At 61.0% G+C, this 20,938-nt stretch carries 20 protein-coding genes; 8 read left to right on the forward strand and 12 right to left on the reverse strand.

All coding sequences use genetic code 11. The features are described 5' to 3' along the window. Positions 1–109 precede the first annotated feature (109 nt). Both PSH73_RS22715 and PSH73_RS22720 read left to right on the forward strand, forming a co-directional pair. Entirely contained in the window at positions 110–529 is a 420-nt protein-coding gene (locus tag PSH73_RS22715; protein ID WP_057439025.1) for a hypothetical protein, read from the forward strand. A gap of 15 nt (positions 530–544) precedes the next feature. Continuing rightward, a complete protein-coding gene (locus tag PSH73_RS22720; RefSeq protein ID WP_057439024.1) occupies positions 545–1,438 on the forward strand; it encodes a cation diffusion facilitator family transporter in 894 nt (297 codons plus the stop codon). Here the strand turns inward: PSH73_RS22720 and PSH73_RS22725 are convergent. Then, positions 1,435–2,418, reverse strand: a complete 984-nt coding sequence (locus PSH73_RS22725; protein WP_057960678.1) for a DUF6515 family protein — start codon at positions 2,416–2,418, stop codon at positions 1,435–1,437. The two genes, PSH73_RS22720 and PSH73_RS22725, sit on opposite strands and share 4 nt — an antisense overlap. A 417-nt stretch (positions 2,419–2,835) precedes the next feature. On the opposite strand from PSH73_RS22725, the gene PSH73_RS22730 reads away from it, so the two are divergent. Together PSH73_RS22730 and PSH73_RS22735 are read left to right on the forward strand one after the other, a co-directional pair. After that, positions 2,836–3,315, forward strand: a complete 480-nt coding sequence (locus PSH73_RS22730; RefSeq protein WP_003176264.1) for an Lrp/AsnC family transcriptional regulator — start codon at positions 2,836–2,838, stop codon at positions 3,313–3,315. 209 nt (positions 3,316–3,524) lie between these two features. Beyond that, positions 3,525–3,734 carry a DUF2788 domain-containing protein gene (locus tag PSH73_RS22735; RefSeq protein ID WP_057439039.1) on the forward strand — a complete coding sequence of 70 codons (210 nt, stop codon included), beginning with the start codon at positions 3,525–3,527 and terminating at the stop codon, positions 3,732–3,734. Here the strand turns inward: PSH73_RS22735 and PSH73_RS22740 are convergent. From PSH73_RS22740 to PSH73_RS22755, 4 genes are all read right to left on the reverse strand, one after another. Continuing rightward, a complete protein-coding gene (locus tag PSH73_RS22740; protein WP_057960679.1) occupies positions 3,729–4,364 on the reverse strand; it encodes a pseudouridine synthase in 636 nt (211 codons plus the stop codon). The genes PSH73_RS22735 and PSH73_RS22740 overlap by 6 nt on opposite strands. A gap of 70 nt (positions 4,365–4,434) precedes the next feature. Then, on the reverse strand, positions 4,435–5,898 hold the full coding sequence (amn, locus tag PSH73_RS22745; protein ID WP_057960680.1) for an AMP nucleosidase: 1,464 nt from the start codon (positions 5,896–5,898) through the stop codon (positions 4,435–4,437). A gap of 208 nt (positions 5,899–6,106) precedes the next feature. Then, positions 6,107–7,756 carry an acyl-CoA dehydrogenase family protein gene (locus tag PSH73_RS22750; RefSeq protein WP_305461393.1) on the reverse strand — a complete coding sequence of 550 codons (1,650 nt, stop codon included), beginning with the start codon at positions 7,754–7,756 and terminating at the stop codon, positions 6,107–6,109. Between the two features lie 88 nt (positions 7,757–7,844). Then, a complete protein-coding gene (locus tag PSH73_RS22755) occupies positions 7,845–10,214 on the reverse strand; it encodes a 7TM diverse intracellular signaling domain-containing protein (protein ID WP_198799917.1) in 2,370 nt (789 codons plus the stop codon). Positions 10,215–10,501: 287 nt separating this feature from the next. On the opposite strand from PSH73_RS22755, the gene PSH73_RS22760 reads away from it, so the two are divergent. The 4 genes from PSH73_RS22760 to PSH73_RS22775 all read left to right on the forward strand — a co-directional run bounded on the left by PSH73_RS22760 (position 10,502) and on the right by PSH73_RS22775 (position 14,022). Further along, positions 10,502–11,299, forward strand: a complete 798-nt coding sequence (locus PSH73_RS22760) for a hydroxymethylpyrimidine/phosphomethylpyrimidine kinase (protein WP_120734190.1) — start codon at positions 10,502–10,504, stop codon at positions 11,297–11,299. Between the two features lie 18 nt (positions 11,300–11,317). After that, positions 11,318–11,941 (forward strand): thiamine phosphate synthase, encoded by a 624-nt coding sequence (gene thiE / locus PSH73_RS22765; RefSeq protein ID WP_057439019.1) that lies wholly within the window; start codon positions 11,318–11,320, stop codon positions 11,939–11,941. Positions 11,942–11,958: 17 nt separating this feature from the next. Then, positions 11,959–13,242: a glutamate-1-semialdehyde 2,1-aminomutase gene (gene hemL / locus PSH73_RS22770; protein ID WP_120734191.1), complete on the forward strand. Its 1,284-nt coding sequence runs from the start codon at positions 11,959–11,961 to the stop codon at positions 13,240–13,242. 225 nt (positions 13,243–13,467) lie between these two features. Beyond that, positions 13,468–14,022: a tetratricopeptide repeat protein gene (locus PSH73_RS22775; protein WP_057439017.1), complete on the forward strand. Its 555-nt coding sequence runs from the start codon at positions 13,468–13,470 to the stop codon at positions 14,020–14,022. 4 nt (positions 14,023–14,026) lie between these two features. Here the strand turns inward: PSH73_RS22775 and PSH73_RS22780 are convergent, their stop codons facing one another. From PSH73_RS22780 to PSH73_RS22810, 7 genes are all read right to left on the reverse strand, one after another. Further along, positions 14,027–15,139: a succinylglutamate desuccinylase/aspartoacylase family protein gene (locus tag PSH73_RS22780; RefSeq protein WP_198817854.1), complete on the reverse strand. Its 1,113-nt coding sequence runs from the start codon at positions 15,137–15,139 to the stop codon at positions 14,027–14,029. 9 nt (positions 15,140–15,148) lie between these two features. Continuing rightward, the gene (locus PSH73_RS22785; RefSeq protein WP_169989726.1) at positions 15,149–15,859 is read right to left on the reverse strand and encodes an ABC transporter permease; all 711 of its coding nucleotides are present in this window, start codon (positions 15,857–15,859) and stop codon (positions 15,149–15,151) included. Then, a complete protein-coding gene (locus PSH73_RS22790) occupies positions 15,856–16,575 on the reverse strand; it encodes an ABC transporter permease (protein ID WP_200659145.1) in 720 nt (239 codons plus the stop codon). Before PSH73_RS22790 ends, PSH73_RS22785 begins: the two co-directional genes overlap by 4 nt. Positions 16,576–16,606: 31 nt before the next feature. Further along, positions 16,607–17,377 (reverse strand): transporter substrate-binding domain-containing protein, encoded by a 771-nt coding sequence (locus PSH73_RS22795; RefSeq protein ID WP_057960688.1) that lies wholly within the window; start codon positions 17,375–17,377, stop codon positions 16,607–16,609. 36 nt (positions 17,378–17,413) lie between these two features. Then, positions 17,414–19,471 carry an FAD-dependent oxidoreductase gene (locus PSH73_RS22800; protein WP_120734193.1) on the reverse strand — a complete coding sequence of 686 codons (2,058 nt, stop codon included), beginning with the start codon at positions 19,469–19,471 and terminating at the stop codon, positions 17,414–17,416. A 93-nt stretch (positions 19,472–19,564) separates the two neighbouring features. After that, positions 19,565–20,425: a MurR/RpiR family transcriptional regulator gene (locus PSH73_RS22805; protein WP_120734194.1), complete on the reverse strand. Its 861-nt coding sequence runs from the start codon at positions 20,423–20,425 to the stop codon at positions 19,565–19,567. A 108-nt stretch (positions 20,426–20,533) separates the two neighbouring features. After that, complete coding sequence (locus tag PSH73_RS22810; protein WP_003236992.1) at positions 20,534–20,860, reverse strand: DUF1820 family protein; 327 nt, start codon at positions 20,858–20,860, stop codon at positions 20,534–20,536. Positions 20,861–20,938 lie beyond the last annotated feature (78 nt).

Consider the following 20,938-nt stretch of genomic DNA (forward strand, 5'->3'; position numbering starts at 1 on the left):
TGCTCTCTCAGGCGCGGCCATGTCCCTTTGGAAGGGCTCCCACATTAGAGGGGTGGCACCTGGTAGATCTGCTTTATAGTCACACCCTACAAGTGTTCAGGAGAGTCTCATGCGTATTGCTTCCCGTGTCATCGGCGGTGTTCTGGCCGTCACCCTGTTGAGCCAGCTGACGGCCTGCGGTTCGATTTTCTATCCTGATCGCCGTGGCCAGATCGACGGCAAGATCGACCCGGCAATTGCCGTGCTCGACGCGGTCGGCCTGCTGTTTTATGTGATCCCCGGCCTGATCGCCTTTGGCGTGGACTTCGCCACCGGCGCAATTTACTTCGAGCCCGGCAAAACCGCACAAGTGGCCCCCGAAAAACTGCAAGAAGCCATCGGCGCCGACGGCAAGGTGGATAACACCAAGCTGCAAACCATCATCGAGCACGAAACCGGCCGCAACCTGCCGCTGGACGACCCGCGCCTGATCCAGTTCAAGGGCAGCGTGCAACAACTCGCGTCCCTCGGCCTGCAACCTGCTGCGTAAGGACCTGATTGCCCCATGAACACCAGCACCGAACACGCCCGGCTATTGCGCCTGGCCACCCGCGCCTCGGTCGGCGTGGCCAGTATTCTGATTATCGGCAAAGCCATCGCCTGGTGGTTCAGTGGTTCGGTGAGCATGTTGGCCGGGCTGACCGATTCGCTGCTCGACGGCGTGACGTCACTGCTCAACCTGCTGGCGGTGCACTACGCGCTGCGCCCGGCGGATGATGATCACCGCTACGGACATGGCAAGGCGGAATCCCTGGCGGGCATGGCCCAGGCGCTGTTTATCGCCGGCAGCGCGGTATTGATCGCCTTCCAGGCGTACCAACGCCTGCAGCACCCGGAACCCGTGGGCGCGCCCTGGCTGAGTATTGCAGTGATTGTGATGTCGCTGGTGCTGACCGTGGCGCTGCTGGCCGTGCAACACCGGGTGATCCGCGAAACCGGCTCGAACGCGGTGCGCGCCGACTCGCTGCACTACCGTTCCGACTTGCTGCTCAATGGCAGCATTCTATTGGCGCTGGTGCTGGCGGCCTTCGGCTGGCATCAGGTCGATGCCTGGTTTGGCCTGGCGATCGCCCTGTACATCTTGTGGAGCGCGATCCAGATCGCCCGGGAAAGCTTTGCCGTGCTGATGGACGAAGAACTGCCGGCAGACGTCAGCCAGCACATGCTGGAACTGGCCTGTAGCGTGCCCGGCGTACTGGGTGCCCATGATTTGCGCACGCGGATTTCCGGCAACCACTGGTTTGTGCAGTTGCATCTGGAGTTGCCGGGGGAGTTGAGCTTGTCGGTAGCCCATGGCATCAGCGACCAGGCCGCCGATGCCATCCATCAGGCCTACCCACGGGCCGAGGTGCTGGTGCACGCCGACCCGCAGGAAGTGGTCACGGGCAGCAAGGCCTAGTAGGTCACCTGGTACCCGCGACTGCTCAGGCAGTTGCCCTGGGCCTGGCGGTAGGTTTGCACCACCGCCGGCGCAGGCGCGTAGGTGACGGTCTGGGGGTCGAAGCCGCTTTGCTGCACCGCCCAGCGATAGCAATCGTAACCGTCCTGCTGCACCTGGGCGGGAGATTGGCCATTGGCGGGATAGGCCACCACGTCATACCCGTTGCCCTGGGGCGTCGGCTGCGGCGGCATGGCCACCGGCGGTTGCACCACCACGTACTGCTGGGTGCTGGTCTCGTAGCTGTAATAGGCGCCAGCGGCGAGGAAAAACAGCGCACTGCCGACCCACACTTCCCGCGCATAGTCCGGCAGGTAATGCACGCGGATCCCATAGGGTGGCGTGACTACGACGTAGCGCGGGCCCTGGGGCCGGTACCAATAGCCGCCCGAGAAAAAGTAATCCTGGCCGCGATAGGGCACACGGTAATTGCGGTCGGGGAAGCGGTCCACCGTGTAGCCGGGCCGATACTGCGGGCCGGGGCCCCAGCCGTTGCCATGGCCGTCGGGGCGGCCTGGCCAGCGGTTATCATTGGGGTGGCCGTTGTAGCCAGGCCGCGAGCCAGGGCCACCGGTTTGCCAATGCGGGTTGCCATCATTGCGCCGGGGAATGTCACGGTAGTTGCCCTGGCGCGGCTCCTGGGTCTGGCCCACGGAATCGGGCCGGCCCTGGATCGGCAGATTGCTCCCCGCCTGCGGTGCCGGGCGCGGCGCTTCATTACCTTGAGGGCGAGCCTGCCACTGGCCGTTCTGGCCGGCGCGCTCTACCGGTTGGTTTTGCGGGCGCGGCTGGCTGTGTTCCGGCCCCCGCTCATGCGGTCCACCACCGCCCTGCGGGCCTTGCCCCTGGCGGGGTGCGTTGTCTCGTTCGTCGGCCATCACCTGCGTGCCCAAGGTGACCATCAACACACCTACACCTGCCAAACGCCAGATGCGCTTCATGCTATTCCTCACTGCGGATTAGGGCCTGTGCATGAGACTGGAAAAGCCGGGCCCGGTTCTGCGACAGGTTATCAGTCACCAGCACAATTTTCGCCGGCAAAAGAAAAGGGGCGACCCGTCGGTCGCCCCTTGAGAACTTCGTCCTGGCTCAACGCTTATGACGTTGGCTCACCTCACGCCGTCTTGTGGACAGTGTGCAGCCCGGGGGCCGGCACAACCCGGTGGGGTTGGCGGGCCGCAGCCGGCCTGATTGGGCGGGCTGCTGTGGACTCTATGTCCGGGCAGTGATTCTGTTGGTAATCATAGGCGTGAGGGCCCGACAGATGATTGCGAAGATTGCGTCAATAAACAGTGCTTGCGCAATTTTTAACCCTGGATAGATAATTCGCAGCAATAGTTACGACAAAGGCCAGCCCCATGAGCAAACTTGACCGATACGACCTGAGTATTTTGGCGGAATTACAGCGCGACGCGAGGATCTCCAACCAGGAGCTGGCCGAGCGGATCGGCCTGTCACCGTCACCCTGCTCACGCCGGGTCAAGCAATTGGAGGACGACGGCTACATCTCACGCCAGGTCGCCCTGCTCGACCGCAAGATGCTGGGCCTGAGCCTCACGGCCTACGTGTTGATCGGCATGGACCGACACACGCCCGAACGTTTCGAGAACTTTGAAGCGGCGATCCGCACCTTGCCGCAAGTGTTGGAATGCAGCCTGGTCACCGGGATGGATGCCGACTATCAGCTGAAGGTGGTGGTGCCGGATATGGACCACTATCAAAAACTGCTGCTGGGGCACCTGACCCGGATTGAGGGCGTGACCAGCGTGCGCTCCAGCTTTGTGCTGAACCAGGTGCTCAACAGCACGGAGTTACCGTTGACTCACCTGCGGACCTAAGACGCCCCACCCATCCCATGTGGGAGCGGGCTTGCCCGCGATAGCGGTCTTGCAGGCACACCGCTATCGCAGGCAAGCCAGCTGCCACTTTTTGCCCATGTTCAGGCAATGACATCAGGGTGCGACGCACCGACGCAGGTCAACTTTGAACCTGCCCCCTTGCCTTATACTCCGCGCCTGCCTTTGTCGGAAACTGCCCAATGAATTCGATTGACCCCGTGCTGTTTGAAGAGTGGATGATGACCGGCCTGGTCACCATCCTGATCATTTTCATGGGCTTTATCGTCTGGGACCTGGCGAAGAAATCCAAGGCCGGGCGCTTTGGCTCGCTGATTCTGTTCTTCGTGCTGGGCCTGGGCGTGGCCGCGTTTATCATCAAGAGCGTGGTGATCGGCCTGATTGAGTCCGGGGCTTTATAAGCGCGCCGGCACTTCGCGGTACTGGCCTTGGCCCAGGCCTTCAATCGACCAGTCGCCGATTTTCACCCGCACCAGACGCAAGGTCGGCAAGCCCACGGCGGCGGTCATGCGCCGTACTTGACGGTTGCGCCCCTCGCGAATCACCAGCTCCAGCCAATAGGTCGGGATGTTTTTACGAAAACGTACCGGCGGGTTGCGCGGCCAGAGTACCGGCTCGTCCAGTCGCCGGGCTTCAGCCGGCAAGGTCATGCCATCGTTCAACTCCACACCGGCGCGCAGACGTTGCAGATGCTCCTCGGTGGGCTCGCCCTCCACCTGCACCCAATAGGTTTTCGCCAGTTTGTGCTTGGGGTCGGCAATCCGCGCCTGTAACTGGCCATCGTTGGTCAGCAGCAACAGGCCTTCACTGTCCCGGTCCAGGCGCCCAGCCGGGTAGATGCCCGGGATATCAATAAAATCCTTGAGCGTGGCGCGACCGCCTTCGTCACTGAACTGGGTCAGCACATCAAAAGGTTTATTGAACAGGATCAGCTTCGGCTCGGCCGGCGGCGCCTTGGCGACACGGCGAGCAGCGGCATGGGGAGGTTTCACGCCAGGGCGGCGCGAGTCAGGGCGGGCAGGACGGGACATGGCAATGGAACATCTAACGGTCAGGACCGACCATGCTAGTGGCCTGACCGTTAAATAACCACCCCGCTATTTAGCGGAACGGCGGCTCGTCAAAGCTGCGCAGCTTGCGCGAGTGCAACGAGTTGAGCTCGGTGCGCAACAAGTCCACTGCCTCGATACCGATCTTCAAGTGCTGGCTCACAGCCCGTTCATAGAACGCGTTGGCCGAACCTGGCAACTTGATTTCACTGTGCAACGGCTTATCCGACACGCACAGCAATGTGCCGTAAGGCACCCGCAAACGGTAGCCTTGCGCGGCGATGGTGCCGCTCTCCATATCCACGGCCACGGCGCGGGACAGGTTGATCAGCGGCCGCTCCTGGGCCCAGCGCAGTTCCCAGTTGCGATCGTCGTAGGTCAACACGGTACCGGTGCGCAGGCGCTTTTTCAGTTGCTCGCCCTTCTCGCCCGTGACGTTAGCCGCCGCTTGTTGCAATGCCATCTGCACTTCGGCCAGGGCCGGGATCGGAATGTTCGGCGGCACCACGCGGTCGAGAATGCCGTCGCGCCGCATATAAGCGTGGGCCAGCACATAGTCACCGATGGTCTGGGATTGGCGCAGGCCACCACAGTGGCCAATCATCAGCCAGCAATGGGGACGCAACACCGCCAGGTGGTCGGTGATGTTCTTGGCGTTGGACGGGCCGACACCGATGTTGACCAGGGTCACGCCGTGGCCGTCACTGGCCTGCAAGTGGTAGGCCGGCATCTGATAACGGTGCCAGACCACGCCTGCGGCGATGGCAGACGCTTCACCATGGTCCATGCCTTTTTCGATGATCACATTGCCCGGCAACACCATGCGGATAAAGCGTGGGTCGCTGCGCAACTGTTCCAAGCCATGGACGATGAACTGGTCGACATAGCGGTGGTAGTTGGTCAGCAGAATCCATGGCTGCACATGGCGCCAGTCGCTGCCGGTGTAGTGCACCAGGCGACGCAGGGAAAAGTCCACGCGGGCCGCATCGAACAGTGCCAGGGGCAGTGGGTCGGTGTTTTCCCAGTCATACAGGCCATCGGCGATGCCATCGGTGGCGGCAGACAGGTCGGTGCTGGGGAACACCCGTGCCAGGGTCGCGGCCGTTACACCGGAGCCGGCCAGTTCATCGCCCTGCTCGACCACGTACGGATAAGGGATGTTCTGCTGGCTGACGCCCACTTCCACCGTCACGGTGAAGTCGTGCATCAGCGGCACCAGTTGTTCCAGCAGGTATTTGCGAAACGCTGACGGATGGGTGACGGTGACGCTGTAAGTGCCCGGCAACTGCACCTTGGCATACGCGCGGGTGGTCTGTGGGACTTCGCCGTGGCAGTGGTAGGTCAGGCGCAGTTCCGGATAGCGAAACAGAGCACGCTGTGCGGCGTCGGGCTCGACGCGATCCTTGAGGTATTGCTTGAGGGCCTGGTTGAGCGCGCCGGTAGCACGCTCATGCAGAGCCGCCAGCCGGTCCACGGCCTCTTCGGCGGTTTGAACGACAACAAAAGCTTCGGTCACGGTAGGCTTCCTGTTTTCTTACATGCAGGAGGTCATCTTGCCTGCATCGCTGCCAGACGCAAACTCTGAATTGGAATGCCCACTGAAGATCAATGCAACCGCTGTAGGAGCTGGCTTGCCTGCGATGGCAGCGGGTCAGCCAATATAGAGGTGGCTGACCCGCTGCCATCGCAGGCAAGCCAGCTCCCAGATTTTTTACCGGTTTTATTCAGAGAGACGGAGTTGAGCGGGCGACGATGGCCTGTACATCCACACCTCGTGGCAAGGTGCCATATACCCGTCCCGACGACTCGCCCAAGCGGCTGGCTATAAACCCATCGCTGACACTGGCATTGCCCGCCTCCAGCAGCAATTTGGCCTGCAGGGCCACGGCAATATCCTCGGTCAACTGCCGCGCCCGGTACTGGATATCCTGGGTGTCCATAAACGCCGACTTCAATTGCTCGATATGTCGGGCTAGGCGTTTTTCGCCATGCCCATCGCCCAGTTCGACAAACAATGTCTCCAGCACACCGGGCTCTTTCGACAAGGCCCGCAGCACGTCCAGGCATTGCACGTTGCCGGAACCTTCCCACGTCGAATTGACCGGCGCCTCACGGTACAGGCGCGGCAGGATGCTGTCCTCGACATAGCCGGCGCCGCCCATGCATTCGGCGGCTTCGTTGATCATCGCCGGCGCACGCTTGCAGATCCAATACTTGCCCACCGCCGTCACCAGCCGCGCGAACTTGGCTTCCTGCTCATCGGCCAGATGGTCCAGCGCCCGGCCCATGCGCAGGCTCAAGGCCAGGGCCGCTTCACTTTCCAGGGCCAGGTCCGCCAGCACGTTCTGCATCAACGGCTGTTCACTGAGCACGCGGCCACCGACCAAACGATGGGCGCAATGATGGCTGGCCTGGGTCAGCGCCTGACGCATCAAGGAACTGGAGCCAACCATGCAGTCGAAACGGGTCATGGCCACCATCTCGATAATGGTCGGTACGCCACGGCCTTCTTCGCCGACCATCCACGCCAGGGCGCCACGGAATTCGACTTCGCTGGAAGCGTTGGAGCAGTTGCCGAGCTTGTTTTTCAGGCGCTGGATATAGAACTGGTTACGCGTATCGTCCGGGCGCTGCCGGGGCAGTAGGAAACAGGTCAAACCCTTGTCAGTCTGGGCCAGGGTCAGGAAGGCGTCGCACATCGGCGCCGAACAGAACCACTTATGGCCCACCAGCTCATAGGGTTGGCCTGGGCCGCCGGCGCCCACGGGGTAGGCGCGGGTGGTATTGGCCCGGACATCGGTGCCGCCCTGTTTCTCGGTCATGGCCATGCCGATGGTTGCGCCGGCTTTATGGGCGATGCCGACATTGCGCGGGTCGTATTCAGTGTTGAGGATTTTCGGCAGCCAGGTGTCAGCCAGATCCGGCTGCAGGCGCAGGGCCGGCACGCAGGCGAAGGTCATGGTCAGCGGGCACCCCGTGCCAGCTTCGGCCTGGCTATGCAGGTAGGTCATGGCCGCGCGGGCGACATGGGCACCCGCCTGGGGATGGGCCCAGGGCAGCGAAGGCAGGCCATGCTCGACGGCGGTGCGCATCAGTTCGTGATAGGCCGGATGAAACTCCACCAGATCAATGCGGTGACCATAGCGATCATGGCTGTTGAACACCGGCTTGTTCTGATTCGCCAGGAACCCCGCCGCCATCAGTGGCCCACCCGCCAAGGCGCCGTAGGCGTCGATGCGGGCCTCGGCCCAGCCTGCCCCAAAGCGCCGCGACCACTCCTGCAAGGGCAGGTCGAGGCGATACAAATTGGCGCCATCGAGTGACGGTGGCTGGTTGGTAACGTCGTGGGTTTCGGCGAACTGGTGCAGATTCATGACGGGCCTCCTGATAAAAGGCCGCGTTGATTGAGGCCTTGAATTCAGTTAAGCATCGTCACTGCGCTTAAAAAAGTGGCATAAGCGCCTAACTGCCGGCGCTTTCACCCTCTAACGGGCACAGCAGGCGGCGCTGCAACACGGCTTGCAACAGCTCGAAACGCACCGGCTTGAGCAACTGCTCGGTCGGGCCGACGCCGTGACAATGCTGGCGGGCGCTGCCTTGCAGGGCGTCGCTCAGGGCGATCACCGGCAGCTCGCCGCACCCTGGCAAGGCCCGGATCTGGCAGCACAGGGAGAAGCCATCTTCGGGCACATCCAGCAACACCGCATCAAACGCCCCCTCCTGCAGCATCGCCAGGGCCGTGGGGCCACTGTCCGCGACTTTCACCCGGTAACCGAGCTTGAGCAACATGCCACGCAAGACCAACTGGGTGACGCAATTGTCCTCCACCAGCAATACCGTGCAGTCTTGTGGTGCGCGGTGCAGGTCCACGGCCCGGGCCGGCTCCGGCGGCACCGCGATAACGGCCACCTCCAGCTGGAATCGGCTGCCCTTACGCGGTTCGGAATGATGGGTCAGGCGCCCGCCGAGCAACTCGATCAACTGCCGGCAGATCGCCAGGCCAATGCCCAGGCCGCCATATTCGCGAGTGGTCGAGCCGTCCACCTGGAAGAAGCGCTGATACAGGGTCGCCTCATCCAGTTGCGCAAAGCCAATCCCGGAGTCGCTAACGATAAACGTCAGATGCAAATGGCCATCCGCCTGGGGCAGGCCCACTACGCGCACGCGCACCGCACCGTCGTGGGTGAACTTGAAGGCGTTATCCAGCAGGCATTCCAGGCACTGCATCAATTTGCCTGCATCGCCGTCCAGGCGATCCGGCAACTCACTCGCCACGTCGATGGAGAACGCCAACCCCTTGCTCTGGGCATTGCCCAGGAACTGCTGACGCAAGGTATCGAGTACCCCGCGCAGGCTGAATACCTGCGGTTGCACAGTGAGGCGACCGGCTTGCAACTCGGTGAGGGTGAGGATGCCATTGACCATGCGCATCATGTCCCGCGCAGAGCCGGCGGCGGTTTGCTGGTACTGCGCCAGGTCGCCGGCCAGAGGCTCGGTCTGCATCAGTTCCAACGACCCAATCACCCCGTTCATCGGGGTGCGCAGTTCATGGGTCAGGGTCGCGAGGAATTCGTCTTTCAACTGGTTGCTGTGGGCCAGTTGCTGGTTGAGCACTTCCAGTTTCTGACTGGCATCAAACAGGATTTGCGCCTGCTGTTCGCGCATCGCGTTGATCCGGTCGGCCAGCGCCAGGGACAACAAGGCGACTTCAATGGCCGAGCCAATCTGACTGGAGTACATGGTGAGAAACACATTGGGCAGGTAGCCCAGCACCATCAGCGTGTTGATCACCCCGCCGATCAGGAACGCCGACCAGGCGATGATGAAATACCGCGCCACACGCTGGCCACAGCACCAGGCCTTGATCCCGGCGACAAAGATGGTCACGGTGAAAACCAGGGCCAGCGCGGTCGCCAGGCGCAGGGCCAGGGCGTAGCTGGTCATCAGCGACAACACCATCACCACCGCCCCCGTCCCCACCAGCACCAGCAGCACCCGGTCCAGCCAGCGGCTGTAGAGGGCAGTGTGCAGGAAGCTGCGGGCAAACAGGCTGCCGAACAACGCGGAGGCGCCGATCAGGAACGGCGTCGCCGCATTCGCCCACCAGGGGTTGTCGGGCCAGAAATACTCCACGGCCGCGCCATTCACCGAGAGCTGGTACATGCCGAACGAGGCGATATAGAGGATGTAATAGAGGTAACTGGTATCGCGCACGCTGAGGTAGATAAACAGGTTGTACACCAGCATGCCCAGCAGCACACCGTAGATCAGGCCCAGCACATACAGGCGCAGCGGCTGATCTTCCAGGTAGGCGGTGCTCGACCACAGGGTCAGCGGCGCCTGGATCGAACCCTCGCTTTGCAGGCGCAGATAGAGGGTTTTCTGCTCGCCCGCACTGAAGTCGACGGTGAACAGGTAATTGTTCTGGCGAATCTCACGGCTGGCAAAGGGCAATGCATCCCCGGTGCGCCCGGCCAGGCGATAGTCGCCGTCACCCTCGGGCAGGTACAACTCAAGATGATCAAGGGGCGGATAGGCCAGCTCCAGCAGCCAGGTGCGCAGGGCGTCGGGATCCTTGGGCAGGTAATGCAGGTCGACCTTGAGCCAGAACGCGGAGCGCGAGTAGCCGGCATTCAGGGTGTCTTTATCGTGCGGGGTGTAGCGACTGGCGAGTGCCGCTGAACGGGCCTCGGCGATGGTGAGATTGCCGCTTGGATCTTCGAGTACTTGCATGACCCGGCCCAGGGGAAGACTTCGGGTGGTTTCATTGAACTCGACGGCGCCGGCCAGCATCGGCAGCCCGCACAAGAGAAACATCAGCAAATAGCGCATAGAGCCCCAGCGTGGCCTGTCCGGTTATGTCAAAAGCCCCCCATTCCTTTTGAGATGACGTACACCGGCGATACATTTAAGTTGTTTGGATCCACTCTAGCATAGCCGGTAAAGGCCAAAAGACACCATTGAAATAATTTTTTGAAAGGCTCTAGACCGGGCCTTTCAGCGCACTAATTGCTAGAAATGGATGATGGCCTATAGCCATTTACCAGTGTGTTTCGGCGTCAAATACCAGCACTGCCCGACAGCCACGCAAAAAGCGTTTGGTGGTAAGCTCGCGCACCATGAATATCTACAGCTCTCGCCCCGTTGTCCTCTGTCTCTCCGGCCATGATCCCAGTGGTGGCGCCGGCTTGCAGGCAGATATCGAAGCCCTGCTCGCCCAGGGCTGTCATGCGGCCCCGGCCGTGACCGCGCTGACCGTGCAGAACACCGTGAATGTCAGCGATTTCCGCGTGCTCGACCGCGAGTGGGTATTGGCCCAGGCCAACGCCGTGCTCGGTGACTCCGAAGTCGCGGCGGTCAAGCTGGGCATGCTCGGGTCCACGGTGATGGTCGATACCGTGGTCGAACTGCTCCAGCAGCACCCGCACCTGCCGGTGGTCTGCGACCCGGTGCTACGCGCCGGCGGCGGCGGTAGCCTGGGCAAGGACGAGGTCGGCTATGCGATGCGCGAGCGGCTGTTGCCCTTGTCGCTGATTGCCACGCCCAACCTGCCTGAGGCGCGCATCCTCGCCGAACTGCCCAACGGCACGGCGGATGAATGCGCCGAGAAACTGCTGCCGTTTATCAAGCACCTGTTGATCACCGGCGGCCATGGCGACGAGCATGAGGTGCACAATCGCCTCTACAGCCGCGACGGCACACGCCACACGTTTACCTGCCAGCGCCTGCCCGGCAGCTATCACGGCTCCGGTTGCACTCTGGCCAGCGCCCTGGCCGGCCGCCTGGCCCAGGGTCAAAGCCTGGCCAGCGCCGTGGAGTCGGCACTCAATTACACCTGGCGCACCCTGCGGGACGCCGAACAACTGGGCCAGGGGCAATTTGTGCCGCGTCGCCTGCCATTGGATTTCTGTTCGTAATATCAAGGGGCCTGCTCGATGAAACTACGTGGCCTGTACGCCATTACCGACAGCCAACTATTGGCCGGTAAGTTCCTGTCCTACGTCGAGGCCGCGCTGGAAGGCGGCGTGACCTTGCTGCAATACCGCGACAAGAGCAGCGACGAGGCCCGTCGCCTGCGCGAAGCCGAGGCTCTGCGTGAACTGTGCTCGCGCTACAAGACCCATCTGATCATCAATGACGATGCCGAACTGGCCGCGCGCCTGGGCGTCGGCGTTCACCTGGGGCAGACCGACGGCCCGCTGACACCGGCCCGGGCGTTACTCGGGCGCAATGCCATTATCGGCTCCACCTGCCACAGTCAGATCGAACTGGCCGAACAGGCTGCGCGCGAAGGTGCCAGCTATGTTGCCTTTGGCCGCTTCTTCAACTCCACGACCAAACCCGGTGCACCCGCAGCCACCGTTGAAATGCTGGCCCAGGCCCGCGCGCGCCTGCAGGTGCCGATCTGCGTGATCGGCGGCATCACCCTGGAAAACGCCGCGCCCCTGGTGGAGCACGGTGCCGACCTGCTGGCAGTGGTCCACGGCCTGTTCGGTGCCGACAGCCCCCAGGACGTGACGCGCCGCGCCCGCGCCTTCAACGAACTCCTCAAATCCTGAATTCAGAGAGCCTGCCTATGTCTCGTTCCGAAACGTTGTTTGCCAATGCCCAGAAACACATCCCCGGCGGTGTGAACTCCCCCGTGCGTGCGTTCAAGAGCGTCGGCGGCACGCCGTTGTTCTTCAAGCACGCCGAAGGCGCCTACGTCACCGACGAAGATGACAAGCGCTATGTGGACTACGTGGGTTCCTGGGGCCCGATGATCCTCGGCCACAGCCACCCCGACGTGCTGGACGCAGTGCGCAAGCAGTTGGAGCACGGCCTCTCCTACGGCGCGCCCACCGCCATGGAAACCGAAATGGCCGACCTGGTGTGCTCGATCGTGCCGTCGATGGAGATGGTGCGCATGGTCAGCTCCGGCACCGAAGCGACCATGAGCGCGATTCGCCTGGCCCGTGGGTTCACCGGCCGTGACAGCATCATCAAGTTCGAAGGCTGCTACCACGGCCACTCCGACAGCCTGCTGGTCAAGGCCGGCTCCGGCCTGCTGACCCAGGGCGTTCCGAGTTCGGCTGGTGTGCCAGCTGCGTTTGCCAAGCACACCCTGACCTTGCCGTTCAACGACATCGGCGCCGTCGAGCAAATGCTCAGCGAAGTCGGTCAGGAGGTGGCGTGCATCATCGTCGAGCCGGTGGCGGGCAACATGAACTGTGTACCGCCGGCCCCGGGGTTCCTCGAAGGCTTGCGTGAGCAGTGCGATAAACACGGTGTGGTATTGATCTTCGACGAAGTGATGACCGGCTTTCGCGTTGCCCTCGGCGGCGCCCAGGCTCACTACGGCGTAACGCCGGACCTGAGCACCTTCGGCAAAATCATCGGCGGCGGCATGCCGGTAGGCTGCTTCGGCGGCAAGCGCGAGATCATGCAGCACATCGCGCCGCTGGGCCCGGTCTACCAGGCCGGCACCCTGTCCGGTAACCCGCTGGCCATGGCCGCCGGCCTGACCACCCTGCGCCTGATCAGCCGCCCTGGCTTCCATGCCGAGCTGAGCGACTACACCACGCGTTTGCTGGACGGCCTGCAACAACGCGCCGATGCAGCGGGTATCCCGTTCGTCACGACCCAGGCCGGTGGCATGTTCGGCCTGTATTTCAGCGGTGCCGACGACATCGTGACCTTTGACGATGTGATGGGCAGCGATGCCAACCTGTTCAAGCGTTTCTTCCACCTGATGCTCGAAGGTGGCGTGTACCTGGCACCAAGTGCCTTTGAAGCCGGCTTCACCTCCATCGCCCATGGCGACGCCGAGCTGAAACTGACCCTGGATGCTGCCGAGCGCGCCTTCGCCGCACTGAAGTAAGACAGCCATAACCTGACGTCGCCCCTGGCGGCGTCAGATTTGTTACCTTGCTTACAGAAATTTCCTCGTTTTTTCGAGAAAACACCTGCAATCCGGCAGATAACTTGCCCACGCAGCAGAAAAACGAGTAAAGACTTTGTAAGCAGAGGCCTGCTTATTTCATAATGCGCGCTTATTGGATCCCCACGTGGCTCCACGCGCCCCGTCAGAGGTAAGTCGATTCCCATGAAACGCACCGGCCGCACCCTGGTTCTGGGCTGCCTGTTGCTCCTTCAACCGCTGCTTGCACATGCACAAGCGGGCGGCAACTCGTTGTTGATCCCAGCGATGGGTCGTTGCACCCTCAATACTCAGTCCGACAGCCAGGCCGAGGCGCTGAGCGCCTGCCAAACCCTGGCCGATGGCGGGGATGCGCAGGCGCAATACGAGTTGGGCGAATTCTTCTACGACGACAAAAACCCTGCCCGCGACCTGAACAAAGCCTTGAGCTTCTTCGAAAAAGCCTCGCTGCAGGGTCATGCCCAGGCGCAATTCAAGCTGGGCAGCATGTTCTTCCATGGCGAAGGCGTGCCGGCCAACAACGTGCAGGCGTATATCGTGCTGAAGATGGCGGCGGTCAACGGCGCCGAAGATGCCCTCGACACCGCAGACGAAGTGGCCGAGCACATGCAGCGCGATGAGCTGGAAGTGGCGACCCAGGTGCTGGGGCAGATTTTCCGCAATTACCTGCAGGAATTGCAGAGTGCGGATGGGCGTTCGCCCTTTTCGCCGCTGCCCTGACCTGTCAAGGCGATAACAGGTCGCCCTGTCGATAGGCCCTGACACCCGCGACATGGGCAATCGTCATACCCGCCGTCGCCATCCGCCGTAACGAGCGCACATACAACATCCCCCCATGAGCACAGACCACCGGTGTCGAGCGGTCGGTGATCGGATCAATGATCTCGGCGACCCGCTGCCCCTCCTGTAGGGCGTCGCCAACCCTGGCGCAAAACACGATCAGCCCAGGCGCCAGACTCACTATCGGCTCCACCCCCGCCAGCGGTGTGGGTGGGTTAAGCAGAGGGGGCAGTTGCGGTACCAAGCCCTCAATGGCTCCTATATAGGTCAGGTAATCAATCAGCGCCTGGCTGTCCCGGCGCGCCAGCCCGTGATCCACATCGGCCACACCGCGCAACTCCACGGTTACCGCGAAGCCCGGCGGCTGAATACGTCCGGCAAAGCGCGCCTGCATCTGCCTCCAGAACAGTGTGAAACACTCGTCGAACGATTGCCCCCCCGCCTCGTGCGCCATGAAACAGGCTTCGGCACCCAGGTAGCGCGCCAGAGGCTCGACTTGTGGCCAGAAGTCCGGCGCCAGGTACAGGTGCTGCACCGCTTCGAAGTCGCAATGCAGGTCCAGCACCATATCCGCGTCACAGGCGAGGGTTTGCAAGGTCAGGCGCAGGGATTGCAGTTGCGTCGTGGGGACCTGACGGGCCAGGACGGCTTTCAGGCTTGCGCGGATCAGATGCAGGTTGCGGACAGGGTCATCGGTCAGTTTCGCGCCCACTTCATCGCCCACCTGCTGACTGAGGTCGAGGAAAAACCGATTGAAGTTCTCCCGGCTTTCGTTATCGAAGCGCCCCTGGGGCACGTCCATCAACACCTGCTCCAAACCCAACGGGTTGGCGACGGGTACCAACACAATGTGTCGACGCAGCGCGCCCGATGCCTCAAGGGCGGCCAGCCGTTGCTTGAGATGCCAGAGCACCAACATGCCCGGCAACTCATCGGCGTGCAGGGAAGATTGGATATAGATTTTTCCGCAGGACGCCGGCGGTCCGTAATGAAAGCTGTAAATCTGCCGGGACATGCCCGGCACCGCCGCCAACAGTTCATGTCGTTCTATTTGCATATCGACCTCCTATCGGCCGGGTCCCAAAAAGCTCAACCAGCGCCGCTCCGCCAGGCGGAACAGCCCCACCAGGGCAAACGTGGTCAACAGGTAAAGGAGCGCGGCAATGGCAAAGGACTCAAACGTAAGGAACGTCGTGGAACTCGCATCCCGCGCCACTTTCAGAAGGTCCGCAACCGTGGCCGTAAAGGCCAGCGTCGTAGAATGCAGCATGAAAATCACTTCATTGCTGTAGTAGGGCAATGAACGACGCACCACGGCGGGCATGACCAGGTAAACGTAGAGCTTCCAGCCGCCAAACCCCAGGGCTCGAGCGGCCTCGACTTCGCCACGGGGCATGGCGCGAATGGCCCCGGCGAATATTTCGGTGGTGTAGGCACAGGTATTGAGGGCAAAGGCCAGTACGGTGCAATTGAGCGCGTCGCGAAAAAAAGCATCCAGCAATGGCTGTTCGCGTACTGCAGCAATACTGTAAATGCCGGTGTAACAGATCAATAACTGGATATAGAGCGGCGAACCACGAAACAGGTACGTGAAGCATTGCACCGGCCAGCGCAGCCGCCGCCGGCATGCAACCCGGGCAATGGACAAGGGCAGCGCCGCGATGAATCCCAGGCATAGCGACAGGCTGGTCAACCACAAGGTCATCGCCAGCCCAGTGAGCTGTTCGCCGTCGGAGTAGAGAAAGGGTCGCCAGTACTCCTGGATCAGCTCGATCATAGCCGGCTCTCGCTGCTGTAACGGCGCTCAAGCCAACGCAACAGCGCGTTGGACACACTGCTCAGCAAGAGATAGATCAGCGCCGCAAACAGCAGAAAACCCAAGAGCTGCTGACTGCCCTTGCCCGCCATTTGCGCCACCTTCACCAGATCGGCCAAGCCAATGATCGATACCAGCGCCGTGGCCTTGAGCAAGACCATCCAGTTATTCCCAAGGCCTGGCAAAGCGAACCGCATCATCTGCGGGAACACCACATACACAAAGCCCTGCCAGGGAGTCAGGCCCAATGCCTTGGCAGCATTCGCTTGCCCACCGGGTACCGCCAGCAAGGCCCCACGGAACGTCTCGGTAAAGTAAGCCCCATAGACAAACCCCAGGGTAATAACCCCCGCGCTAAACGGGTCGATTTCTATGTAGGCCCATTCCAAGGCGTTTGTCAGGCGACTCAGCCCGGTTTGTAGACCATAGAAAATCAGCAGCATCAGCAGTAAATCCGGCACCCCTCGGATAAGCGTGGTGTAAAGCTGGGCCGAGAAGCGCCAGCCCCACACTCTGGACAGTTTCGCGCACGCCCCGATCAAGCCAAAGACCAGCCCCAGCAGCAGGGATAACAACGCCAGCTTGAGTGTGAGCCAGATGCCTTGCAGCAACAGGGGGCCATAGCCCAGCAGGCTCGTAATGAAGTGCGCGGCGACCGGCAATAATGGTTCAAACATAAGTGCCCGCTCCTTACTTGATAAAGAGCGGTCAATTGCCGCTGAACATGTCCATGCCGTCGAAGTACTGGTCTTGCAGGCGGGCATAGGTGCCATCCGTGTGCAGCGCCGCCAACCCCTGGTCCAGCATGCCTTTCAAGGCGGCGTTGCCCTTGGCGAGACCGATGGCACTTTTTGCTGGCATCAATTCGCTTTCAATCACAGGACCAAGGACAAAACCGGCACCACGGGGCGAGCGTAAAAATCCGCTGCGGGCTTGCTGTGCGTCTTGTAGCGAAGCCTGCAAACGCCCCGTTATCAGATCGGCATAGACTTGCTCCTGGTCGGGATAGGCCACCACCTTCATGCCCGCCTTGGCCAGCACTTGCTTGGCATAGACCTCCTGGATGGAGCCTTGCAAATAGCCGACAGATTGACCGCTGGGCGCCTCCAGGCGGGTACCTTGCCTGTACACCATGGCAGTCGGGCTGGAGAACACTTCGGAAGTGAAATCAATCACCTTCAGACGTGCGGCAGTAATGCTCATCGAGGCCAGTATGGCGTCGATCTTCCCGGCCTTGAGGCTTGGGATCATAGCGTCGTAGTCAATCTCGACCCACTGGCAACGGACATCCAGGTGTGCACAGATAGCGTTGCCGATATCAACTTCAAAACCGACCAGTTGACCGGTGTTGTCTTTATAGGCAAAGGGCGCGTAGTTGGGGTCAACGCCAAAGCGAATAACTTCGTAGTTTTTGGCAAGTACCGAACCATTGAATAAAAAAATAATAGACAGCGATAACATCAGGACTATTTTTTTCATTGTTTTATTCCTCGTTATTTGTAGAACAACAGAACGCTACATAACCTCCAGACATGTAATTTCTCGACGCATGAATAATGAGCCGGCAGGGGCGTCAAATTCTCGCGCCTGGCGATGACCGCCATACACCGCCGCCGCTATGGTCCCCGGCGCCAGGCAGTCACCTATCGGGAGCAGAGTCTGGATACCGGCTTCTCGCAACTCTTCGTCAGGCCGGTCGAGCGCCCGGAACAAAGCCTGCTCGGGCTCGCGGGACGTCACCAGTAACAGCGAGGCCACAGCAATCACACGAGGCCGACCGGTATAGACACAGCTGGCAATCACACCATCAGACGTCACCGTCATCAGCGAGTGGGAAGCGATGATGGTGACATCCAGTTCCAGCAGGCGACGCTGGATGCGATGTTGTTCAAGGGTGTTATGGGTCCAGGCCGCAACATCCGCTGCCGGGGTGACGAAGACAACCTCCACGCCCTGGGCCACCAACCGCTCGGCCAGCACGCTGCCCATGTAGTAATGATCGTCGTCGAACAACAGCACTGGCGAAGGGGCAAGCGCACCGCCCATCACATCATCCGGGGTCAGGATCGGCAGGCTTTCCAGTCCGGGCAAGGCCTGACGCAGCGCCCTGCCCAGGCCATCACGACGCCAGCGAGCGCCGGTCGCAATAAAAACGTGCGCGGCGGCGAAGTCCAGTACGTCTTGAGCCTCCAGGGGGCTTTGCCGATAGATCTGCACCCTGTCCATGCGGCTCAGGGCATCCAGCCGATAGTCGATCACCCGCGACCAACTCGACAACCCGGGCAATTTTGACTCAAGCGCCACACGCCCGCCCAGGGTCCGCGAGCTCTCCACCAAGGCGACCTCCATGCCGCGCGCGCCCAGCACACGCGCACATTCAAGCCCGGCGGGCCCTGCACCGACCACCAGGGCGCGGCTTGAGCTGCGTGCAGGGCTCACCGACTCGGGGTGCCAGCCCCGCCGCCATTCTTCGCCCATGGTCGGGTTCTGCGTGCATCGCAAGGGCGTACTGGTGTGGTCGCCACTGACGCAGACATTGCAGCCAATGCATTCGCGGATCTCATCCATCCGCCCTTCTTCAATCTTCTTGGGCAGGAACGGGTCGGCAATCGACGGGCGGGCAGCACCGATCAGGTCCAGCACGCCACGTCTGACCAGGGAAACCATGGTATCCGGCGAGGTAAAACGCCCCACACCCACCAGCGGTTTGCTGGTCAACGCCTTCAGCCCGGATAAAAAGGTCTCTTGATAACCTTCGCTGGCAAAACGCGAGGTCATGCTGTCGTTCGACCAGTCGGCCACATTGATATCCCACAGGTCTGGCAAGTCAGCCAGCATGGTGAAGATTTCGGCCCCCTCCCCTTCGTGGGACAGGCCAGCGGCGATCTGCTCATCCACCGCCAACCGCACAGCGACCGCACACCGGTCGCCCACCGCGTCCCGAGTGTCTTCAATCAACTCGCGCAACAAGCGCACGCGATTCTCCAACACCCCTCCGTACTCATCGGTACGACGGTTGTTGCGCGGTGTCAGAAAATGAAACGGCAAGCCCAGATCGTGGCCGGCGTACACATAGACGATATCGAAACCCGCCGAGCGCGCCCGCAAGGCGGCCGCCCGATGCATCTGACGCAGTTGCCTGATATCCGCAAGACTCATGGCCCGCGCCTGGACCGGGTCATACCCTCGCACTGGAGTGTCAGAGGGGGCCCACGGCACTTCGCGGCTGTAGCGATTCGGCGCGGAGTAGCCATTGAACGCCAGTTCAACGCCTGCCAGTGAACCGTGCTGGTGGACCGCCTCACACATGCGCGCCAGCGCCGGTATATCTCGCTCGTCCCACAACCGTGCTTCTATATAAGGAGAAAACTCGCTGTATGGGCTGATCTCGCACTCCTCCGTACAAACTACGCCCCATCCTCCCTGGGCCTTGATGCCACGCATACTCGCCATGGCGGAGGGGTGCACATGCCCCATACCGTTGCAATGAGGCACTTGATAAAAGCGGTTACGGGTGCGAACCGGTCCTATTTGAACTGATTCAAAAAGAATGTCATACCGAGGATCGCGCACAGGGCTACTCCCGAACGAATAAGTCCGTTGATAAAGGCTCAAAGAGCTATATAAAAATCAGTCGTGCGTTAACAGTCGAATTGCAACGCAGGTTCAACTTTGTACATAACCTACAAATGTTTGATGCAACTGTGCGATTGAACGCAAATACTCTTCCATCTCTGGACCGAGCTTTTTCGACATATCGTTAATCAACAAATGGGTCAGGGACAACATGGTCGACGTCGAGTCCCATAGCAGCTCAAGCTCCGTGGACACCCGGAATACCTCGTCGGCATTTTGCTCGGCCCACTCGCAAAAGTTATCGGTAATCAGCGTGACGGGAATATTGCGGCTGCGAGCCTCGCGACATAACAGCAGTGATTGGCGCGAATAACGTCGCGCTTCATAGACAATCAGCATCGAACCGGCCGGGGAAGCGAGCAATACCTCGCCGAAATGACCGGAGGCGCCATCCAGCAGATGCACGCCACGGCGCAGATACTGCAGCATATGAGCCATGGAACAGGCGGTACCGCGCTCAGTCCCGAAACCGGCGACAAAAATCTGCGGTGTTTGCGCAAGCCTGCTGGTCACTGCCTGCCAGGGAACGGTACGGGTGTATTCATAAACCCGCACCAGGGCCGCGATTTCCAACTCCAGGCTGCGGGCCAACGAACGCTGGCTATCAGAACCCTCCTGCTGGAAAGCGCGCAGCCGGTCGCCGATCAACCAGGGGCTATCGCCCAAGTCATCCTTGAGTTCGTTCTTGAGGTCTTTGAAATGCTTGTAGCCCACGGCGCGACAGAAGCGGCCAACGGTGGACTCACTGATGGCAAGCTTCTGCGCCACCATCGCCGAGTTCTCGAAGGGCAGATCCCTCAAGTTCGACAAAATATAAGCCGCCAGCGCGCGATAGGAAGGCGATCTGGATGACAGCTGCTGTTGGAGGCGTGTTTTTATAGGTGTGTTCATGGCGTCCTCTGCGCATGAGCACAAACTGATATTTTTCTATCACTCAGTCAATACGTGACAGATAACTATCAGAACAATCCTACAAATCAGGGTCTGGAGCCCAGCGTTCTACTTTTCCGGCATCGGCATCGGAAACGGCATGACATTGCTCACACCCCGCGCCTCGCTGATCTTGGGCGTGCCCAGGCGCTCGACTTCGTCGATGCGCACAATCGAATGCATCGGCACAAAACTGCGCACCACGCCTTCGAACTGGGCCTTGAGCTTTTCCTCGCCCGGATCGACGACCAGCTGCGTGCGCTCGCCAAAGACGAACTCTTCCACTTCCAGGAAGCCCCACAGATCACTTTGATAGATCTGTTTGGCGTACATTTCGAACACCTGGCCCTGGTTAAGGAAAATCACCTTGTAGATTGGAGCTTCACGTTTGGTCATGGGGGGCGGGCAGCACATCGGCGGATATAAATGAGGGCGCGAACTATAGCATGGCACCCGATGCACAGTGCTAGGAAC

It is taken from the genome of Pseudomonas sp. FP2294, from assembly GCF_030687625.1.
Taxonomy (GTDB): Bacteria; Pseudomonadota; Gammaproteobacteria; order Pseudomonadales; family Pseudomonadaceae; genus Aquipseudomonas; species Aquipseudomonas shahriarae.